General features: G+C 45.0%; 16 protein-coding genes and 2 pseudogenes. 9 read left to right on the plus strand and 9 right to left on the minus strand.

Features of this window, described 5'->3' with window-relative positions:
* From B5E82_RS17160 to B5E82_RS17170, 3 genes and pseudogenes are all read left to right on the plus strand, one after another.
* On the plus strand, nucleotides 1–253 hold a 253-nt coding region (locus tag B5E82_RS17160), incomplete at its 5' end, for a transposase domain-containing protein (RefSeq protein WP_140393182.1).
* A gap of 436 nt (nucleotides 254–689) precedes the next feature.
* The gene (locus B5E82_RS17165) at nucleotides 690–896 is read left to right on the plus strand and encodes a hypothetical protein (protein ID WP_087308749.1); all 207 of its coding nucleotides are present in this window, start codon (nucleotides 690–692) and stop codon (nucleotides 894–896) included.
* A gap of 192 nt (nucleotides 897–1088) precedes the next feature.
* Nucleotides 1089–1229, plus strand: a pseudogene (locus tag B5E82_RS17170) (TnpV protein); the annotation flags it as partial.
* On the opposite strand, the gene B5E82_RS17175 reads toward B5E82_RS17170, so the two are convergent.
* Genes B5E82_RS17175 through B5E82_RS17185 form a run of 3 tightly spaced genes read right to left on the minus strand, consistent with a single transcriptional unit; the run spans nucleotide 1221 to nucleotide 2987 of the window.
* Nucleotides 1221–1478, minus strand: coding sequence for a hypothetical protein (locus B5E82_RS17175; RefSeq protein WP_206415739.1), 258 nt, complete (start codon nucleotides 1476–1478; stop codon nucleotides 1221–1223). The pseudogene B5E82_RS17170 and the gene B5E82_RS17175 overlap by 9 nt on opposite strands.
* Before the next feature lie 14 nt (nucleotides 1479–1492).
* Nucleotides 1493–2389, minus strand: a complete 897-nt coding sequence (locus tag B5E82_RS17180) for a nucleotidyl transferase AbiEii/AbiGii toxin family protein (protein ID WP_087308750.1) — start codon at nucleotides 2387–2389, stop codon at nucleotides 1493–1495.
* Nucleotides 2382–2987, minus strand: a complete 606-nt coding sequence (locus B5E82_RS17185) for a type IV toxin-antitoxin system AbiEi family antitoxin domain-containing protein (RefSeq protein ID WP_087308751.1) — start codon at nucleotides 2985–2987, stop codon at nucleotides 2382–2384. The genes B5E82_RS17180 and B5E82_RS17185 overlap by 8 nt, the downstream gene beginning before the upstream one ends.
* A 531-nt stretch (nucleotides 2988–3518) precedes the next feature.
* Here B5E82_RS17185 and B5E82_RS19030 point away from each other — a divergent pair.
* On the plus strand, nucleotides 3519–3719 hold the full coding sequence (locus B5E82_RS19030) for a PF20097 family protein (RefSeq protein WP_087308752.1): 201 nt from the start codon (nucleotides 3519–3521) through the stop codon (nucleotides 3717–3719).
* Between the two features lie 17 nt (nucleotides 3720–3736).
* Here B5E82_RS19030 and B5E82_RS17195 read toward each other — a convergent pair whose 3' ends face one another.
* A complete protein-coding gene (locus B5E82_RS17195) occupies nucleotides 3737–4528 on the minus strand; it encodes a helix-turn-helix domain-containing protein (RefSeq protein WP_087308753.1) in 792 nt (263 codons plus the stop codon).
* Nucleotides 4529–4693: 165 nt separating this feature from the next.
* Nucleotides 4694–5221: a nucleoside phosphorylase gene (locus B5E82_RS17200; RefSeq protein WP_330398420.1), complete on the minus strand. Its 528-nt coding sequence runs from the start codon at nucleotides 5219–5221 to the stop codon at nucleotides 4694–4696.
* A 370-nt stretch (nucleotides 5222–5591) separates the two neighbouring features.
* Between B5E82_RS17200 and B5E82_RS17205 the strand changes: the two genes are divergently transcribed.
* Complete coding sequence (locus B5E82_RS17205; protein WP_087308754.1) at nucleotides 5592–6008, plus strand: YjdF family protein; 417 nt, start codon at nucleotides 5592–5594, stop codon at nucleotides 6006–6008.
* A gap of 140 nt (nucleotides 6009–6148) precedes the next feature.
* Nucleotides 6149–6268: pseudogene (locus tag B5E82_RS17210) on the plus strand (helix-turn-helix transcriptional regulator); the annotation flags it as partial.
* A gap of 738 nt (nucleotides 6269–7006) precedes the next feature.
* Here the strand turns inward: B5E82_RS17210 and B5E82_RS17225 are convergent.
* The 4 genes from B5E82_RS17225 to B5E82_RS17240 all read right to left on the minus strand — a co-directional run bounded on the left by B5E82_RS17225 (nucleotide 7007) and on the right by B5E82_RS17240 (nucleotide 10145).
* Entirely contained in the window at nucleotides 7007–7552 is a 546-nt protein-coding gene (locus tag B5E82_RS17225) for an AAA family ATPase (RefSeq protein ID WP_087308756.1), read from the minus strand.
* Nucleotides 7553–7751: 199 nt separating this feature from the next.
* Nucleotides 7752–8528, minus strand: a complete 777-nt coding sequence (locus B5E82_RS17230; protein WP_002578722.1) for an ANT(9) family aminoglycoside nucleotidyltransferase — start codon at nucleotides 8526–8528, stop codon at nucleotides 7752–7754.
* Nucleotides 8529–8552: 24 nt separating this feature from the next.
* Complete coding sequence (locus B5E82_RS17235) at nucleotides 8553–9323, minus strand: nucleoside phosphorylase (RefSeq protein ID WP_002578723.1); 771 nt, start codon at nucleotides 9321–9323, stop codon at nucleotides 8553–8555.
* A 24-nt stretch (nucleotides 9324–9347) separates the two neighbouring features.
* A complete protein-coding gene (locus B5E82_RS17240; RefSeq protein WP_002578724.1) occupies nucleotides 9348–10145 on the minus strand; it encodes a helix-turn-helix domain-containing protein in 798 nt (265 codons plus the stop codon).
* A 338-nt stretch (nucleotides 10146–10483) separates the two neighbouring features.
* Between B5E82_RS17240 and B5E82_RS17250 the strand changes: the two genes are divergently transcribed.
* From B5E82_RS17250 to mobV, 3 genes are all read left to right on the plus strand, one after another.
* Nucleotides 10484–10897, plus strand: coding sequence for a cysteine-rich VLP domain-containing protein (locus B5E82_RS17250; RefSeq protein ID WP_058722955.1), 414 nt, complete (start codon nucleotides 10484–10486; stop codon nucleotides 10895–10897).
* Between the two features lie 111 nt (nucleotides 10898–11008).
* On the plus strand, nucleotides 11009–11404 hold the full coding sequence (locus B5E82_RS17255; protein ID WP_087308758.1) for a replication initiator protein A: 396 nt from the start codon (nucleotides 11009–11011) through the stop codon (nucleotides 11402–11404).
* Between the two features lie 184 nt (nucleotides 11405–11588).
* Entirely contained in the window at nucleotides 11589–12533 is a 945-nt protein-coding gene (gene mobV / locus B5E82_RS17260) for a MobV family relaxase (protein WP_087308759.1), read from the plus strand.
* Nucleotides 12534–12737 lie beyond the last annotated feature (204 nt).

A 12737-nucleotide genomic window follows, 5' to 3' on the forward strand; every position in this document is an offset into this window, starting at 1 on the left:
AAATATCGCCCGCCCCTATGCAGTGGGACGGAAAAACTTTTTATTCCACGATACCGTAAAGGGTGCCCGGGCCAGCTCCATCATTTACAGTCTGGTGGAAACTGCCAAACTCAACAATCGGAACATCTATGCTTATCTGGAGACCGTACTGCTCTATATGCCGGACTACAAAAATGAGCCCGAGGGTATAGAAGAGCTGATGCCCTGGTCTGACATGATACAGCAAAGATGCAGGATTGAATCAAAAAGTTGAAGTTGGAGCGTTTTACTTCAATAATAGTAGAACGTGGTTTAAAAAGATAGCCGTTGTATTATTAAGCGCTTACTGTTTTCTGGGCTTTGTGCTTGCAAAATGCTTGCAAATATGGCATTTGACGAGAATTTATATGTTGCCAGAGAGACAGAGCCGAAAGGCTCCGTTTTTGCGTTGTGGGAGTAAAAATTTTAGCAGAGGAAGGGGGCGTAAGATTTTATTGTCAAAACACTTGACATACACTTGATATACACTGGACAATCACTGAACAATGGGGTGACAACGTATGTGCAATACGCACAAATAAATAATTTAAAACCGTATAATAAATATAAAAATAGCACAAAAAATGCTTGACTTTTTACGAAGTAGAACATAATATAAAAAAACGATTAGTGCTTTTTTATAATTCATAAACGGAAAAGGAGCGGTGTATATGAGTACAAGACAAAAAGGTCAAGAGTTGTTTATCCGGGCAGACAAGGTAATGACTGACCTGCAAATTTCAAGACCCTTAGCCTATCGCTTAATCAAAGAGTGGAATTCGGAGTTATTTGCAATGGGTTATACTACGATTTCCGGACGTATTCCCAGAGCCTTCTACGAAAAGAAAATTTATGGAATGTCAGTGGAAAAAAAGTAGAGGTACAACTCATGTCGATTATAATTATGGGAAGTGAAAAGCAGAGAGAAGCCCCTTTTTTTGCAACTATCCAATTCTATTATCAGAAACTCGGAACGATCTAATCATGCATTGGGGGATATTGGTTAGGCTTCTGATATTTTCTAAAGATTGGAAGTTCAGCATAAGAGGATATCAGAAGGCATATCCGATGTCTGGGGACAACGGCACCTGTGCTATCTCAAACAGCACCGCAGAGTATTCTATACCAATCTGCTCACAAGCGGTAAGCTGAACAGTTACCTTGCCGATATTGACACACAGGCGGAAGATATGTTTCTTCGGCTAGTAGAGCAAATAGCGGAGGTCTTTCTCTTCGGTCAGTACTGGTGTATGGGTATCCAGCACTTCGTCTATTTCCTCACAGTGTTCTTCAAATACAAGGCCGTATTTCTTGCCATTCACATCTTTTTCAAGGTCGGAAAGATAGGAAAGCAGATTGACTGTGATCTCATTCTGTGGCGCAGCAGAAATAAACGCCCGAAGGGCTTTGATTTTATTTAGCAAGTCCTCACGCTTTTGCTTGGATATATTTGTGCTCATTTTATTCCTCCCGATTAAATCCATTTGCTGTTGGCAGCAGACCAACACTCGGTAAATGTTTTATTTTCTACTGCCGCCGTAAACGGCTTTTCAAGAAAAATCCTTATTGTTTTCAGAATGGTACTGTAATCGTCTGTCTTGGTATTGATCTTGCGGACAAACGCCTTCCACTTCTTCTGCATGGCAGCATCATCGGCAAAGCTTATGACCTGCTTGAATTGCTCCGGCGAGAAGTTGTGTTCACGGTTTGAAAAGGTCTTTTTGAGTGCTTCAGTAAACACTCCGCCATTAAAATCAAACTTGTTGGCGATGTAATAAAGATCGTAGTAGTCTTTCATTCGGCTGGAGAATTCCATCAGGCTCAAGATGGCGTCGAGTTTCTCCGCAACAGTGGTTTCAATAGAGTAAGTATTTACCGTTGGTGATTCAAAATCTGGAAGCTGCGTTGGTATCTGGCGCTTTTCCGGTTTCGGAACGATGACATCTCCCACACCGAAGTCAATGCTGAACGGCGTTCGTGTATTTTTGATACGGGCAACGATAGATGCACCGATTCCCGCATACTTTTTATTGATGGCAATAGGCGCAACATCCTTAATCTCAAAGGTTACAAAATCATTGCCGGTAGGGACTGTTATGATTTCTTCCAGAAGGGACTTTAATTGTTCCGCCGTGCTTGGTACTTGTCGAAGCAAAAAGTCCACATCCACCGTTACCCGGCTGTCAAAGTTGGTCAAAGAATAAAGAAACAGCCCGCCTTTTAGCACGAGATTTTCAGCATATTTGGATTTCTCTAAACGGCGGAGAAATTCTTCCTGACAAAAAAGCTGCAAGCAGAGCTGATAACTTCTGCCGCTTTCAGCAGCTTTACTTTTCAGCCGTGCAAGCACGGAAGCGGCAATATCAGCCATTAAGCAACACCTCCATCACATCCATCAATTTTTTATAAACCCGCATTTCCTTTGCGTAACTGGAAAGATTGCTCAGGTTCTTCTTTTTATCGGCAGCATAGGCATTGAGCGCCTTATTAAACATTTCGTTGTCCAGCTTTGTGCGGTATTTGAAACAGTCGCAAATGGTGCGTTCCCGATCATAAACAGCAAGCTGCACTCCATTAAAATCCCCACTTGTTTTTCCGATTTCAAACAAGGTGGGCTGTACAAAATACACCTTTGTCGCTAAAGAATCGATATGCAGCCTTGTCCGTGAAAAGGTACGGGGGACGGCAATTGACCATTGCCGGGGCGAAAAGTCGCTGTAACCATAATAAAACAGCGCCGATTCCACACATACGACGCTTTCGGGAAGGAGAGAGGCAAGTACCTGTTCTTCCTTTATATCTTCCTGCTCAGCGAGCTGGTAATAGCCATGTCTGATACGCTTGATATATCCCTCTTTGCATAGGTTGGCTACATCATAGTTAGAAAGCCCTTCGGAGACAAAATCAGCGGTTTTTGCAATGCCGTCGTTGTTATTTATTATGTTTTTAATGGTTTCCTTTTTGTCCACTTGTTCACCAACTTTCAAGCTACAGCTTATTGATACTGTGTTCGGAAAATACTATACCACAGAAGCGTCCCGCTATCAACAATTTTTAAAACACAGATATAAGATATTGTGGAACTAAAATTTGAAATTTTATTGCAATATAACTTGAAATCTGCTACGATATTTTGGACGAGATGATATTGCTCCGTGCTAAGGAAGGCAAGTGTTATCAGCCCCCGATAACAAACTGATAACATTAGCCCATATGGGGAGGATAATATGGATACATCAAATAATCAAAAGCACCAAGAATACGGCAGAGAATTATCTCTAAACAAAGGTGATTAGGCTTTGTCGAGTTTGAATAATCATATTTAAAAAATAGTCCAGAATGTGAGTCTTGGACTATTTTCGTATAGTCTTTAGCCTGTTGAAAGCAGCTGTGCATTGTGCAGACACTTTTAAGGGGCGTGGCGAGTCAAGAGTCCAGGGGCTGGGAATTATCTGGGAACTGTCAGATTTGACATTTAGAAAAAAAGGAGAGGATGATAGATGAGGTGTCCATATTGTGAAAGAGAGATGCGTGAAGGCCAGCTTCATGCTGTAGGCAGAGGACCGGCATTGGTCTGGAAAGATGACGAGGAAACTTTACGCCTCAATACAGATCCAGATATGGTTGCAAGAACACTCGGAGACCGAATAGCGGCATATCGTTGTGATTATTGCAAAAAGATTATAGTAAATTATGAATAGCTTCGCCTGCCATTAAATCACCTGAAACTTGCAGGCATTCCTGCCCGAATAGCCAAAACTATCGCGAGTACGCCAACGACAAAAATCGCGAACCAAATCCCTATCTTTTTGGATCTAAGCTCAAATTTCTCTTTGGCGATTTTTTCAAGTATAATTCCCATAACTACAGAGAATGCAAAGATACAGCCCCAAATAGCCCAGCCGTAGTGTCCGTGTCCGTATGTGCTCCCCGCCGGATTATGGCCGCATAGTTCGCCAATCAGCAGAGCAATTGCAAAGCCGAATAGCGTAGTAAATGAAAAATATTTTTTCCCGAACAATGCGGGGATTGCAGATATTGCCATAGCAACCCAGAAAATATGCTGGTGGAGTAACCAGCCATATAAATAGCGTAACTGCTGCGGATCATTTCCAAATAGCCATTCCGTTACACTCATCTGCGATTCGTCTGTTCCGAAAATGCGTCCTGCCAGATAGATTACGATGTATCCGCCTATAACAGCCAATGTAAGGAGCAGATTCGACTTCAGTCTGGTTCGTCGGTTTTCGGCTTTCTTTCTTTTATCCATTTTGTAGAGGTGGTAAATCTGTTCTGCCGGAGATGTTCCGGTTTCCTGGGAAGCAAGCAGTAAGTCGACCGTTGTGCCCAAAATCTCTGCCAGCTTGAACAGGTTTTCGGTATTAGGTGCAGACTGGTTTGCCTCCCATTTTGTAACGGCCTGGCGGCTCACGCCAACCAATTCGGCTACTTTCTCCTGCGACATACCTGCGTTTTGCCGACAAGCCTTGATTTTTTCTCCCAGTGACATAAGTTGCACCTCCTTTTTGCTGTAATCGTACTTGAAATTTGCTCTTTTGGCTACCAACTATATGGCAACTATCGGTTGCCATACAAACATTGATTCTAATCCTAGTATACATGATTGCTATCGTCGTTGTATACCCTTGTCGATTAAGGCTGTGATATAATGTCGTCAGACATTATATCTGTAAATTGCGTCTGAAGTCCAGGTTTTTCCTTTTATATAAGGATAACCGCAGTTTGATAAGACGTTTTCCAGTATCTTAACAGAATGCGGATCTGCCTCAATTTCCGGCGAGGGTGCTATATAATGATAGCTTGTGCCTTCATCCCGGACGGCAGAAACGGGAATAATGAGTTGGTCTTTTACACTGTCATCGTCCAATACTCCACAGGAGCCGAACAAAACAAACTTCTTAGCACCCATAGCAACAATTTCTTCAAATCCTACAACACAGGCGGGCGCTCCTACTCTGGATAGATAGAAAGCAATGTCTGTATCTTTATAACGGATTTTGTAAACCGGTATCACACCATTTGCAGTATATAGTTCTGCTATCTTTTGAGTGGTGTTTAACGAAGAAAACTTTTGAATAATATTTTCTGAAAATGTAGAAACACATATCTCTGGAAAGCCATCAATTTGTTTCGTTGTATCACAGGGACTGAATAAAGCCGGTTCGCCTAAAGCGTTTGCAATTTTTAAAAGCTGGTCAGGCTTGGGATGACGGCTATTATAATAGCTGCCATTTTATTAGCCATTGAATAATGAAGATATTTCTATATTGACATACATCTCCCCAAAAGGCAAATAAAACTCAGAAAATAGGCTGCTCAGAGAAATCAGTAGAAAACAGATGCTTCAGAAGTGCTTTAAATGCTTAACTTATGGATAAACAGCCGGGAATGTGGTAATATCAGAGGGCAAAGATAAAAACGCAGCGTAAGAGAAAAGCTCTTACAGAGCCGGAAGGTAGCCCGGCCGCACCGTATCTGTATGGTGTAAGTAACCCTCCCTCCTTAGGGTCGTCCATTCTTTGTTCATTACAATCATTTAAGGAGGACTTGTCATGGACAAAGTATCGTGCAGGCTGTCAGTATTTTTTGAGGAACCATTTTGGATAGGCGTGTTTGAGCGTATATCGGAAGGCCGGTTATCTGTATGCAAAGTAACATTCGGCGCGGAGCCGAAGGATTATGAGATGGCGGATTTCGTTCTGAAAAATTACTATTGGCTGCGATTTAGTCCGGCTGTGGCAGCTGATGTAAAAGAGGCCGTCCGCAATCCGAAACGGATGCAGCGCGAGGTGCAGAAACAGGTACAGAATACCGGGATAGGCACGAAGTCGCAGCAGGCTTTGAAATTACAGCAGGAGCAGTGGAAAACGGAACGTAAGACTGCGGGCCGGGAAAGGCGGGAAGCAGAGAAACAGCGTCGGTTTGAACTGAAACAGCAGAAAAAGAAAGAGAAGCACAGGGGCAGATAGTGCCCCTGCTTCTAAAAGCAGTCTGACAGGAACCGGAAAAACTTTTATGGTTAATCGGAAATGTTAATCTGCGTTGCTTGCGGCAACGGGCAGGTTCTCATACAATGGCAGTAACAACAAATAGAAGGAGGCTGCCTTAAATGTTAAACGAAAATATAAAAATGCTGAGAAAATCAAAAGGACTTTCTCAGGAAGAACTGGCTGTTAAGCTGAATGTGGTTCGCCAGACGATCTCCAAATGGGAGAATGGGGGTTCACTTAGATAAAGATACCACATCAATCCCACGCTGACTTTTGCTCAACCGATACAGCCGGAGGGCTGGATAACAAGAAAAGGCGGTATGCGCCCCGTGGAGGGGTAGCGTACCGCCTTTTCTTGTGGGGGTTTCCAAAGGGGGCAACGCCCCCATTTGGCACACGACTTTGCGAAGCAAAGTGTAGTGTGTTATACGCTCTGTCGGCGTTGCCGTGAAAATGCCGTTGCCGCCGGGGAGGGCAAGGGCATTTGAAGCGGCAGGAAAACAGGGCTGTGCTTGCGTGGCGTAGAGCCGTAAGCACAGGTCTGGTTTCAACAGCAGACTGGGCGTATATGAAATCCCCCGTCCCTCGTCCTACGCTCCGACTTGTGGACAAAGTGTCCCGAAGTTGTGGCTACACTCCCGGAAAAGTAACAGGACAGCGGGCAACCGTCAAGGCTGAAATGAACGGGCTTACACCCGGCCTTGACCGCCACCCGCCGTCCCGCTGAATGGGTGAACAAGGCGACCAATCCCTCAAAGTGCTTGGCCGCTCTCTTTCTGATTTTGGAGCGTTTCTTTTCTCATAATGAAATGGGCGGGAAGCCATTTTAGGGGTTTCCTGCCTTGATTGCCCATCTGCAAAGACAGGCGGGACTGTCAACGGCGGCGCATGAAATACGCCGTTCATCTTGACCGTTGACTACCCCGGCTGGCTTTGCTATTTCTCTGATAAATGAAATTTCGATTTTTAGAAAGCGTTTAAGATAACAATGCGGCTCCACTTGAAATTTTTTCTTTTACTGCCAAAACAGCCTCTTGGATAGAATAGGTTGTCGTTTCTATAACATTCGATTCATATATCCCCAAATTACAAAATTGCTCCCACATTGTTTCTACTAATTCAACATTTGTTTTTCTGTCTAATTTTGAGCGTTCCACAGCTCGTTTCATAGTTTCTTCTTTACTGGCTCTTAAAACAATATAGTGTACTTCATAATCTTCTCGAACAAGGGCTCTCCATGGTTCTAAAAACCACGGCCCGACAATTCCATCTACAATTACATCATATCCGCCGCGGGCATAGCGCTTTGCAGCTTCTAAAAAGGCTTCAATGACAACTAAATTTTGTTCGTTGGACTCTGGTAAATGCGGCGGTATTGCTCCTTTGCTTAAATAATGAAAAAAGTCGTCTGTGTGCATATGCACAGATTTATCCATGTTCGATTCTTTTGCGACAATCGACGCAGTTGTTGTCTTTCCTGTTCCCGGCGAACCTGTAATCACAATAATTCTTCCTTGATTCATCTACATTCTCCCTCGCAATTCAGATTTACCGCTCTCTTTCTGATTTTGGAGCGTTTCTTCTCTCAAGATTGAAATGGGCGGGAAGCCATTTTAGGGCTTTCCCGCCTTGATTGCCCATCAGCAAAGACGGGCGGGACTGTCAACGGCGGCGCATTTATGCGCCGTTCATCTTGACCGTTGATTGGCCCCGCTAACTTTGCTACTCTGTTCTAAGTAATTCCTCAATTTGTTTTTTCATATATTCTACAAGTGCCATCGCTTCCTTTTCTACTGTCTCCCATTCATCAGACAAATTTCCCAAATAAGCTTCCTTTGCCGTTGTTAGCAGGGGGGGAAATCTCTCCGGCAATTTTAAAATTACCCATTTTGCGGCAACATCTTTTGTCGTGATTTCTTCTGTTACTAAAGTAAACCACATTCGTGATAAGGTTAATAACACATTTCTTTCATCACCCTTAAAGCTGGAAATCAAACCAGGTAAAGAAAACCGAATTGCTTTTTTAATTTCGTGAAATGGGATAGCGGGAATAAGCTCTTTGCTTTCCGCCCCCTTCAAAGTTATGCTATTTTTTCTTGCTTGCCATAATAAAATCATTATATCTGGGTCATTGCAGGCTTGCGGATATTCTCCTGCTTCCATCTCTCCCCTTAGCCATTCACCATACATATACTGACATTTTGGCGGAAATTGCAACGGAACAATATCAGATTGATTGATAATAGTTACCTCTAAAGGTCTTTTTTCAATACAGCCTACGGAGCCAGAAATTTTCAATAATTGCTTTGTTAGATCTGCTCTGATTGAATTACTCAATTCTTGTTTAGTAATTATCAGTATATCTATATCACTATCTGGACGCAGCCCATTCATTGTTGCTGAACCATATAAATATATCCCCAATATTTGACCTTGTAATATGGTTTCTGCTATTGAAATAACTTGATTTACTTGTTGTGGAAATTCATTTATATTCATTGTAACTCCTATATGTATTTATTTTTACTCCTCAACAACTGATAAAACAGCGTCTAAGGCTAATTCTAAGGCTATGGATATACTTGTTTTTCCCCATTCTCTTTCTTGGTATTTATGAGGGTCTGCAAGAGTATCGGCTGAAAAAAGCAGCATAGCCCATGTAACTTTTCTAAATTTTGCACACGCCGCCAATGCGGAACATTCCATTTCTACTACTTGACATCCCTCTTCTTTCCGATACTGAACCATTTCTACTGTTTCTCGATAAAAACCGTCTGTTGTCCATGTTTTAACTTCCCAATATGGTATATTCTTTTGGCTTAAAGCAGATTCAATCGCATTTATACCAGCCTTTGAAATCTCTACTTCTCGGGAGGGAGGAAGATAATGGTAAGATGTTCCCTCATCTCTCAATGCAGAAACAGGTATCAAAAATCTATTTTCCGGGATGTCTTCCAATACGCCGCAAGAGCCGACGGAAATAATCTTTGTTACACCCCCTGCAATTAAATATTCTAAAACTTGGACGGCAGCAGCACTTCCCACAGGAGCCGGACATAGACATATTTTCTCCTGATTATAAAGACATTCATAAATAGGATATCGTCTTGTTGCACTTTCAAATTCATCTATCTGTATTCCATCATGGGTATGTGCATAATTTTCAACCTCGTCTCCTAAAAAAGCAAACACTGCTTTTGCAGGAAAACATTTTTTCCCATTTCCCGGCTGAAAAACAGCTTTTGATGCGGTATCGTACTCTAAAACAGGGTAGTCATGCTTTACTAATGGCATATTATTATCTCGAATAACAGGCTATTATTCTATTCCTTTCATCATCTTTTTTGCCAACTGCTTGAACAGGTCGGCAGTTTCTTCATCCATCGGCGTAAGCTGTCCGATCTGTCCGGCAACCATCGCCGCTACATCGTCAATGGAAAGCGGGTTTTGCTTCTGTTCCGCCAATGCGTCCCGCATGGCTTGGAACATCGCGGCGGTCACAGCTTCTCCCGGCTGTTCCCCGTTGTCAATGTCTTTCTTAATATCCCGCAGGATAGCAAGGAACACATTTTTGATTTTCTCAATCTCCGCCTCATGTTCCCCCATCTTCTGGGCGTTCAAAAGCTGTAAATCCTGCTTTGCTTCCGCCCGGTGTTCCGGGTGTTCTTTCATCAGGTCGGACAGGGAAGCCGTTGCTATCTCGATAAGCTGGTTTCTTGCTGTTATGCCTTTTGCCGCTGTGTCCTGAAAATAAATCCGTATCAAATCTATCAGCTTAGGAAAATTCCTGTGTTCCAACAGGCGGTTGAGGATTTGCACATCAACAGCACCCGTCACGAGCCCCCTCACGGCTCCCTCGGACAAGCCTAATTCAGAAATATCGTAGCTTTTACGGACGCTCACGGTGGATAAGCCCAGTATGTAGTCTGTCGATACCTTAAATTCCTTTGCCACGCCTATGAGAATATCACTGCTGACCGTTCTCGTTTCGCCGCTGACAATGCGGCTCAACTGGGAAGCGGAAACCCCTATCTTCTCCGCAAGTTCCTTTTGTGTGATGTGGTTCCCGTTGCATAAATCGGAAATCCGCTGTCCGGGTGTTCCGGGTAAAGCCATAGATACGCACCTCCTCCGCATACTTCCATTATACAGAATGATTGCAAAAATGCAATTTCCAAAGTGTAAACTTCATCAAAATGCAATTCTCGCAAAATTCCGGGGATTGCATTTTTTTCGTGTAGACTTAGGGTAGTTCATCGATGGACAGCACCTTGAAAACAGAATGACCGTCCGAAAAGGAATACCCCGGCTGGGGAAGCACCGCAAGGAACCGGACTTCGAGACAAAATGTCCCGAAGCTGCGGGGAGCGTGCCAACGCTGGAACACGCCGCAGGAATGGGGCAGGAAACCTTTTCGGGGAGAACGGCAACGGAAAGCAAAATGGAGGGAACGCATGAGAGATAACCCCTATAAAGACTTGCCGCCACTGGAACGCAGGCCGGACGGTTCCCTTTACCGCATGACACCGGCGCAGAGAAAACAGGCGGCCAGCCTGATACGCCGGGAGTGTTGTTGCTGTGAGGACGGCAACTGCATTGTCCTTGATGATGGGGACACCTGCACCTGCCCGCAGACGATTTCTTTCTCGGTCTGCTGTAAGTGGTTCCGCTGGGCGGTCTTGCCGCTGGACGGGACGTTGGAAGCGGAGATTTTCCGGGATAAGGACTTGAAACGCTGTGCGGTCTGCGGCGGCGTGTTCGTCCCCAAATCTAACCGGGCAAAATACTGCCCCGGCTGTGCCGCCAGAGTTCACAGGCGGCAGAAAACAGAAAGTGAACGGAAAAGGAGGTCTGCTGTGGACAGTTAGGAGCGAAAAAAGCCTTGATTTATCAGGCTCCGCAAGCCCCAAAACGGGGCAGGTGGTATAAAGTATCGCCCGCCCCGGAAAACGGGCTTCTAACCGTCCACAAAATGCGCTATGACAAATACCATCTATATCCATCAGCCGGAAAAGGCGTTCAGCTTCACCCGGCTCCCGAATTTCCTCTTTGAAGCCCCCACATTCAAGCCCCTGTCCAGCGAGGCAAAGGTTCTGTACGCCTTTATCCTGCGCCGGACAGAGTTATCCCGCAAGAATGGGTGGGCGGATGACTGCGGACGGATTTTCCTGTATTACCCCATCTGCGAGGTGGTTGACCTGCTCCACTGTGGGCGGCAGAAAGCGGTGAACACCCTGCGGGAACTGCAATACGCCGGACTGGTGGAAATCCAGAAGCAGGGCTGTGGAAAACCCAACCGCATTTTCCCAAAATCCTATGAAGCGGTTCCAAACACCGACTTCAAGAAATCCCGTTCTGGTACGCCGGAGGGCTGAAAACCGTACCCATGAAGTACGGAAACCGCCCCCCCTGAAGTACGAAAACCGGACGGTATATAGAAATACAAAGATTAAAATGATTTATTTATATCCATTCCATTCCTATCGTATCAGAGATAATTCCGGCGGGATTTTCCCTGTGGAAAACCCCGGATAGGAAAGGAATGGGGAAAGGAGCAGAATGGCACAACACGCAATTTTACGGTTTGAGAAGCACAAGGGCAACCCGGCAAGGCCGCTGGAAGCCCATCACGAAAGACAGAAAGAACAGTATGCCAGCAATCCCGACATTGACACAAGCCGGAGCAAATACAACTTCCATATCGTCAAGCCGGAAGGACGCTATTACCACTTCATTCAGAGCCGTATCGAGCAGGCCGGATGCCGGACGAGGAAAGACAGCACACGGTTTGTCGATACGCTGATAACTGCCAGCCCGGAGTTTTTCAAGGGGAAATCCCCAAAGGAGATACAGGCGTTCTTCCAGCGGGCGGCGGACTTCCTCATTGGACGGGTAGGACGGGAAAATATCGTGTCGGCGGTGGTACACATGGACGAGAAAACGCCCCACCTGCATTTGACCTTTGTTCCGCTGACAAAGGACAACCGCCTGTGTGCAAAGGAGATTATCGGCAACCGGGCAAACCTGACGAAGTGGCAGGACGATTTTCACGCCTATATGGTGGTGAAATATCCCGACTTGGAGCGTGGGGAGAGTGCCAGCAAGACAGGCCGGAAGCATATCCCCACCCGGATTTTCAAACAGGCGGTTTCCCTCTCCAAACAGGCCAGAGCCATTGAAGCCACCCTTGACGGCATTAACCCGCTGAACGCCGGAAAGAAAAAAGAGGAAGCCCTCTCCATGCTGAAAAAGTGGTTCCCGCAGATGGAGAACTTCTCCGGGCAGTTGAAAAAGTACAAGGTCACAATCAATGACCTGTTGGCGGAGAATGAGAAGTTGGAAGCAAGGGCAAAGGCCAGCGAAAAAGGAAAGATGAAAGATACGATGGAACGGGCAAAGCTGAAAAGCGAACTGGACAATTTACAGCGGCTGGTTGACCGTATCCCGCCGGATATACTGGCGGAACTGAAACGTCAGCAGCGGCACACGGTAAAGGAAAGGTGATAGATATAAGCAGAAATTTTCGCCGCCTCTGTGCGGCATTGTACCTTGAAAACTGAATATGGAGGACACTGGATGGCAAAAAGCAAAAGCGATATTTTTACACCCCGGACAGGGCAGGTCATACAAGCAGAGAACGGCACGCAGTATTTTGTATGTGGGAACAACCGTATAAAAATCTCCGAACACTTCGCCGCAGGCGGGAAG

The sequence above is a fragment of the Lachnoclostridium sp. An138 genome (assembly GCF_002160765.1).
Taxonomy (GTDB): Bacteria; Bacillota; Clostridia; order Lachnospirales; family Lachnospiraceae; genus Laedolimicola; species Laedolimicola faecalis.

Coding starts and splice junctions, on each gene's coding strand:
- B5E82_RS17225 (WP_087308756.1), bottom strand. CDS start 7,552: ATGAATCAAGGAAGAATTATTGTGATTACAGGTTCGCCGGGAACAGGA.
- B5E82_RS19030 (WP_087308752.1), top strand. CDS start 3,519: ATGAGGTGTCCATATTGTGAAAGAGAGATGCGTGAAGGCCAGCTTCAT.
- B5E82_RS17195 (WP_087308753.1), bottom strand. CDS start 4,528: ATGTCACTGGGAGAAAAAATCAAGGCTTGTCGGCAAAACGCAGGTATG.
- B5E82_RS17250 (WP_058722955.1), top strand. CDS start 10,484: ATGAGAGATAACCCCTATAAAGACTTGCCGCCACTGGAACGCAGGCCG.
- B5E82_RS17240 (WP_002578724.1), bottom strand. CDS start 10,145: ATGGCTTTACCCGGAACACCCGGACAGCGGATTTCCGATTTATGCAAC.
- B5E82_RS17255 (WP_087308758.1), top strand. CDS start 11,009: ATGACAAATACCATCTATATCCATCAGCCGGAAAAGGCGTTCAGCTTC.
- B5E82_RS17205 (WP_087308754.1), top strand. CDS start 5,592: ATGGACAAAGTATCGTGCAGGCTGTCAGTATTTTTTGAGGAACCATTT.
- B5E82_RS17235 (WP_002578723.1), bottom strand. CDS start 9,323: ATGCCATTAGTAAAGCATGACTACCCTGTTTTAGAGTACGATACCGCA.
- mobV (WP_087308759.1), top strand. CDS start 11,589: ATGGCACAACACGCAATTTTACGGTTTGAGAAGCACAAGGGCAACCCG.
- B5E82_RS17230 (WP_002578722.1), bottom strand. CDS start 8,528: ATGAATATAAATGAATTTCCACAACAAGTAAATCAAGTTATTTCAATA.
- B5E82_RS17165 (WP_087308749.1), top strand. CDS start 690: ATGAGTACAAGACAAAAAGGTCAAGAGTTGTTTATCCGGGCAGACAAG.
- B5E82_RS17180 (WP_087308750.1), bottom strand. CDS start 2,389: ATGGCTGATATTGCCGCTTCCGTGCTTGCACGGCTGAAAAGTAAAGCT.
- B5E82_RS17175 (WP_206415739.1), bottom strand. CDS start 1,478: ATGAGCACAAATATATCCAAGCAAAAGCGTGAGGACTTGCTAAATAAA.